6 protein-coding genes are annotated in these 4,257 nt (G+C 63.8%); 2 read left to right on the plus strand and 4 right to left on the minus strand.

Going from position 1 to position 4,257, the window contains the following annotated elements:
• Both VGQ94_05040 and VGQ94_05045 read left to right on the plus strand, forming a co-directional pair.
• Window positions 1-339 (plus strand): hypothetical protein (locus tag VGQ94_05040; protein ID HEV2021873.1); only part of this gene is annotated, 339 nt, incomplete at its 5' end.
• A gap of 159 nt (window positions 340-498) precedes the next feature.
• Entirely contained in the window at window positions 499-819 is a 321-nt protein-coding gene (locus tag VGQ94_05045) for a hypothetical protein (GenBank protein ID HEV2021874.1), read from the plus strand.
• Window positions 820-1,304: 485 nt separating this feature from the next.
• Here the strand turns inward: VGQ94_05045 and VGQ94_05050 are convergent, their stop codons facing one another.
• The 4 genes from VGQ94_05050 to VGQ94_05065 all read right to left on the minus strand — a co-directional run bounded on the left by VGQ94_05050 (window position 1,305) and on the right by VGQ94_05065 (window position 4,109).
• Window positions 1,305-1,607 (minus strand): hypothetical protein, encoded by a 303-nt coding sequence (locus VGQ94_05050; protein ID HEV2021875.1) that lies wholly within the window; start codon window positions 1,605-1,607, stop codon window positions 1,305-1,307.
• Between the two features lie 115 nt (window positions 1,608-1,722).
• Complete coding sequence (locus VGQ94_05055) at window positions 1,723-2,208, minus strand: bifunctional nuclease family protein (protein HEV2021876.1); 486 nt, start codon at window positions 2,206-2,208, stop codon at window positions 1,723-1,725.
• Window positions 2,209-2,226: 18 nt separating this feature from the next.
• The gene (gene miaB / locus VGQ94_05060) at window positions 2,227-3,555 is read right to left on the minus strand and encodes a tRNA (N6-isopentenyl adenosine(37)-C2)-methylthiotransferase MiaB (GenBank protein ID HEV2021877.1); all 1,329 of its coding nucleotides are present in this window, start codon (window positions 3,553-3,555) and stop codon (window positions 2,227-2,229) included.
• A 32-nt stretch (window positions 3,556-3,587) separates the two neighbouring features.
• A complete protein-coding gene (locus tag VGQ94_05065; protein ID HEV2021878.1) occupies window positions 3,588-4,109 on the minus strand; it encodes an HAD family hydrolase in 522 nt (173 codons plus the stop codon).
• Between the last annotated feature and the right edge of the window lie 148 nt (window positions 4,110-4,257).

The following is a 4,257-nucleotide window of genomic DNA, read 5'->3' on the forward strand; positions in this document are numbered from 1 at the left end:
GGGACGCAGACCTACCTCCTGGCCGCATCGCACAAGTTCCGCGGCTATAGCTACATGAACCCCTGCCACGCGGGGCAGAGGTACATGAGGTTTCAGGGCGTGGACCGGGAGATCGCGGTTATGGGGGATGTCCACACGCCCGCCTTCCTGCACTACTACGACGGCCCGAAGGAGCGCCTGAGCTTGGTGGCGGGGTCGCTGAACGTAGACTCCATGTACGCCAACCGCTACTTCAGCATCTTCACCCAGCCGCACTATCCCTGCGTCCTGCTTGACCATAAGGCGCACGAATTTTCCCCCTTCAAGACCCTGGCGGCGTGGAAGAGGGCGGTGAAGTGAGGCACCTGCCATACGTCCTGTTCCTGCTAGGGTCCCTCTGCTTCATGGCGGGCACAATTCTTCTGTGGGCGCGGGAGGTTAGGCCATGACCTGCAGCACTTCCAATCGGCAAGGCACTTGGCTTTTTGAGCTGACCGAGGACGACGACCCGGAGGAATCATGCAAGAGCAAGGCACTCATTCCGGCGTGCCGTGCGCCGAGGACATCGCACCGCAACGCGACACCAGCTTCCGCGCCTTCGCCCAGGAGGTAGAGGAATCGCTGAACGGCTTCGCCAAGAGCAAGGGCTACACCACGGACGGGGCGGAGCGGGGCAACCACCTGCTGGCGTTCTGTGAAAGCCTTGGGATCTCTCGCCACCACTCGGTGGCTGAGGCGATCTATAAACTCACCGAGCACCTGAAAACTCCGCGCCGCGTCTTGCTGGTGAAGGCCTGTGGATGGATGTTCCTCGAATGGCGCCGGACGCTCAATCCGTAAGACTGGCCGCAATTTCCCGCTGCACCGATGAGCTCGCCCGCGTCCGCGCCCTGCGGCCGCTCCACCCCGAGCAGCTGGACGGCCTGCTCGTCGGAGAACTGGACTGGCTCTCCGAACTATCCCGCCTTTTGCACAGCCCGTAAGTTCACGAAAACACGGTAAATATAGTGCTTGACACGGGTTTACCCGTAGGTGTACCGTGTATCTCGTGATGAACGGCAACCGACTCCCGACCCATAACTGCTTGCGCTGCGGCCACTCGTGGCATCCCCGCAAAGAGGAGCGCCCCGAGATTTGCCCGAAGTGCAAGTCGGCATGGTGGGACAAGCCGCGAACCAAGAAAGCCCTTGACAAGCCCGGGCGCCGGGGTAAGATGGCGCGCGAAAGGGCGGTGAAGCCGTGACCCAACGTCCGATAACAGATATTATGTTAACTATATAATCTGCCTGTGGTCGCGGCATCGCCCTGCGCGCTGAGCTATAGAGCTATAGAAATGAGGCCAGTTCTGCCCGGAAGCGCCCCAGCTCCTCTACCCTCTCCGGAGTAGCCTCCAGGGTCTCGCCCTTGGCCTGGAATACCTGCCGGGCGCCCTTCGTGACCAGGACTCCCATGACCTCCCCCATCCGCCAGCCGGGGGTGCCAATCATCTTCAGCCCCTCCGGGGTGGGCTCGACCAGGGCGATGCAGTCGCCCTTCAGAATGCCCAGCGACCTAGGAAAGCGCTCGAAGGTCTGGAACTCGAAGCCGGCCTGGGCTAGGCGGACAAGTTGTTCCTCTGGATGTGGCATGGGAGGTCAGTTCTTGTCGGAGAGATCCTTCGACTCGGCCGCCGCAGCGGCCCTGCTCAGGATGACCGCTGCGGGCTCCCGGCTGCCACGGCGGCCTCACGCCCGCAAAGCGCGGTCACATCTTGTATCGGCCCAGGTCCTCGTCGTTCAGGTTCTCCAGCCACTTGCGCAGCTCTTCGCTCGACACCTTGTCAGTCACGGAGCTGGCAAGCTTGGAGGACTTGAGCACCGTATCCTCGACGAAGATGGGGCAATCGAGGCGCAGGGCCAGGGCGAGGGCGTCCGAGGGGCGGGAGTCCACGCTGATGACGCGGCCTTCGCGCTCCAGCCAGATGACGGCGAAGAAGGTGTCCTCGCGCAAGTCGCTCACCACGACTTTGTGCACCTGAGTATCCAGCCCCACCAGCAGGTTCTTGATGAGGTCGTGGGTCATGGGCCGGGGGGTGGTGACCTTCTCGATCTCGAGCGCGATGGCGTTGGCCTCGTAGATGCCGACCCAGATGGGCAGCACGGCGTCACCGGAAACGTCTTTGAGGATCACGATGGGCATGTTGGTGACCGGGTCCATCATCAGCCCGCGGATTTTCATTTCGACTTCCATCGTGCCCTCCTCGTCCGGCTAGACTACCATTTCCCCTGCCAGGCTGTTGGGAAAGCTCTGGGTGACGTACACGTTCCGGTACTCCCCGGGCTTCAAGTCCGTGCCCTCCCCCCCGGTGAAGTTCACCGTCTTGTTCTGCGAAGAGCGGCCGATCCACTGCCCACGGGCCTCCCTCCTACCCTCAACCATTACTTGAAGGGTCTGGCCGACGTGCCGCCGGTAGTTCTTCACCTGGATGCCCCGCTGGTGCTCCATGAGGACGGCCAGGCGGCGGGCCTTCTCCTGCTCCGGGATGCTGTCCGGCATAGCCAGCGCCGGGGTGTTGGGCCGGGGCGAGTACTTGAAGGTGAAGACGCCGTCGTAGCCCACCTGGTCCAGCAGGCTCAGGGTCTCTTCAAAGTCGGCCTCGGTCTCTCCCGGAAATCCAACGATGACGTCGGTGGTGAGGCTGGGCTGGCGGCGGGAGGCCTTCAACCAGCTGATGCGCTCCAGGTACTGCTCCCGTGTGTACTCGCGCAGCATGGCCTTGAGGATCCGCGAAGAGCCGCTCTGCACTGGCAGGTGGACGTGGTCGCAGAGGGTGGGCACGGCGTCCAGGACGGCGACGATGTCTGGGGTGAAGTCGCGGGGGTGCGAGGTGGTGAAGCGGACGCGGCGGATGCCCGGAACCTCGCCCACCGCAGCCAGCAGCTCCGCGAACGACTGCTTCCCTGCCGGGTCGCGGTAGGAGCTGACGTTCTGGCCCAGCAGTTGGATCTCGGTGTAGCCGCCCTCGGCGATGCGGCGCGCTTCTGCCAGGACCGAGTCGGACTTCCGGCTGCGCTCCTTGCCGCGGGTGTAAGGGACGACGCAGTAAGCGCAGAACTTGTCGCAGCCTTCGATGATGGTGATGTAAGCGCGGTAGGGATTGGTGCGCTGGGTGAACTCGGTCTCGAAGGTCTCATCCGTCTGGCGGTCGTCGAGTCCGGTCACGCGGTCGTTCCCTGCCTCGAGCTGTACCAGCATCTGCGGCAGGTTGCGGTAGGAGGCGGAGCCCGCCACCAGAGAAACGTGCGGGGCGCGTTCGAATATCTTTTCGCCCTCCTGCTGGGCCACGCAGCCCAAGACGCCGAACTTCTTGCCCTGCGCCGCGAGCTTGCGGAAGTCAGCCAGGCGGTGGAAGACCTTCTGCTCGGCTTTGTCGCGGATGGAGCAGGTGTTGTAGAGCACCAGGCCGGCTTCCTCTTCCGTGAGCACCCGACGGTAGCCTTGGGCCACCAGCGTGCCGATGACCTTCTCGGAGTCGTGCACGTTCATCTGGCAGCCGAAGGTCTCGAGATAAAACGTTTTGGGGGCGATTTCCGGCATGGGAAAGCCCGAGTATACCGTAGCGGCGCAGGCTAGCGCGGAGAGCCGAAGTGAAAGGGCAACTTCCGCAGGGCGGCGATTTTCCGGATCTCGAAGTCGGCGCGCTCGGCTTCGCTCTCCGGCTCCTGCCCGGAGAACTCCCCGTGGCGCAGGCGCACGCTGGGCATCCCCAGCCCCTTCCCTGCCCGGATCTCGCTGGCTGGGCGGTCGCCCACCACCAGCACCTGGGCTGGGTCAGACTCCACGGCGCGCAGGATGGAGCGGAACACGTCCTCTTTGGTGAGGACCTGGGCGCAATCAGCGTAGAAAACATTTTCGACAGCGGGCTCGCGATCCAGGCCCAAGGCGGCCAGCTTGGCGCGTTGGGTCTGGGGGTCGCCAAAGCTGACGATGAAGTTGAGCACGCCGCGCCGCTTGAGGTAGCGCAGCAGCTCGAGGGCGCCGGGAAACAGATGCAAGCGTCCAACCGGGGTGGAGAAATAAGCAGCCTGCGCGGTTTCGCGCTGAGCGTCGGTGAGGGGCACACCCAGGCCGCGGCCGACCTCCAAATCCACGAATTCCAGGCGCGGGCGGTCCGTGGGCGGTCTGCAGGAGTTTTTCTGAGAGAGCGCTTGCGGGTCCTGGGGCTGGCCGGGCGCCTAGCCGAACGACTCGACGGCCTGAGCCTGGTCATCGAAGACCTCGAACAGGTTGATCAAGCCG

This window comes from Terriglobales bacterium, assembly GCA_035937135.1.
GTDB lineage: Bacteria > Acidobacteriota > Terriglobia > Terriglobales > Acidobacteriaceae > DASYVL01.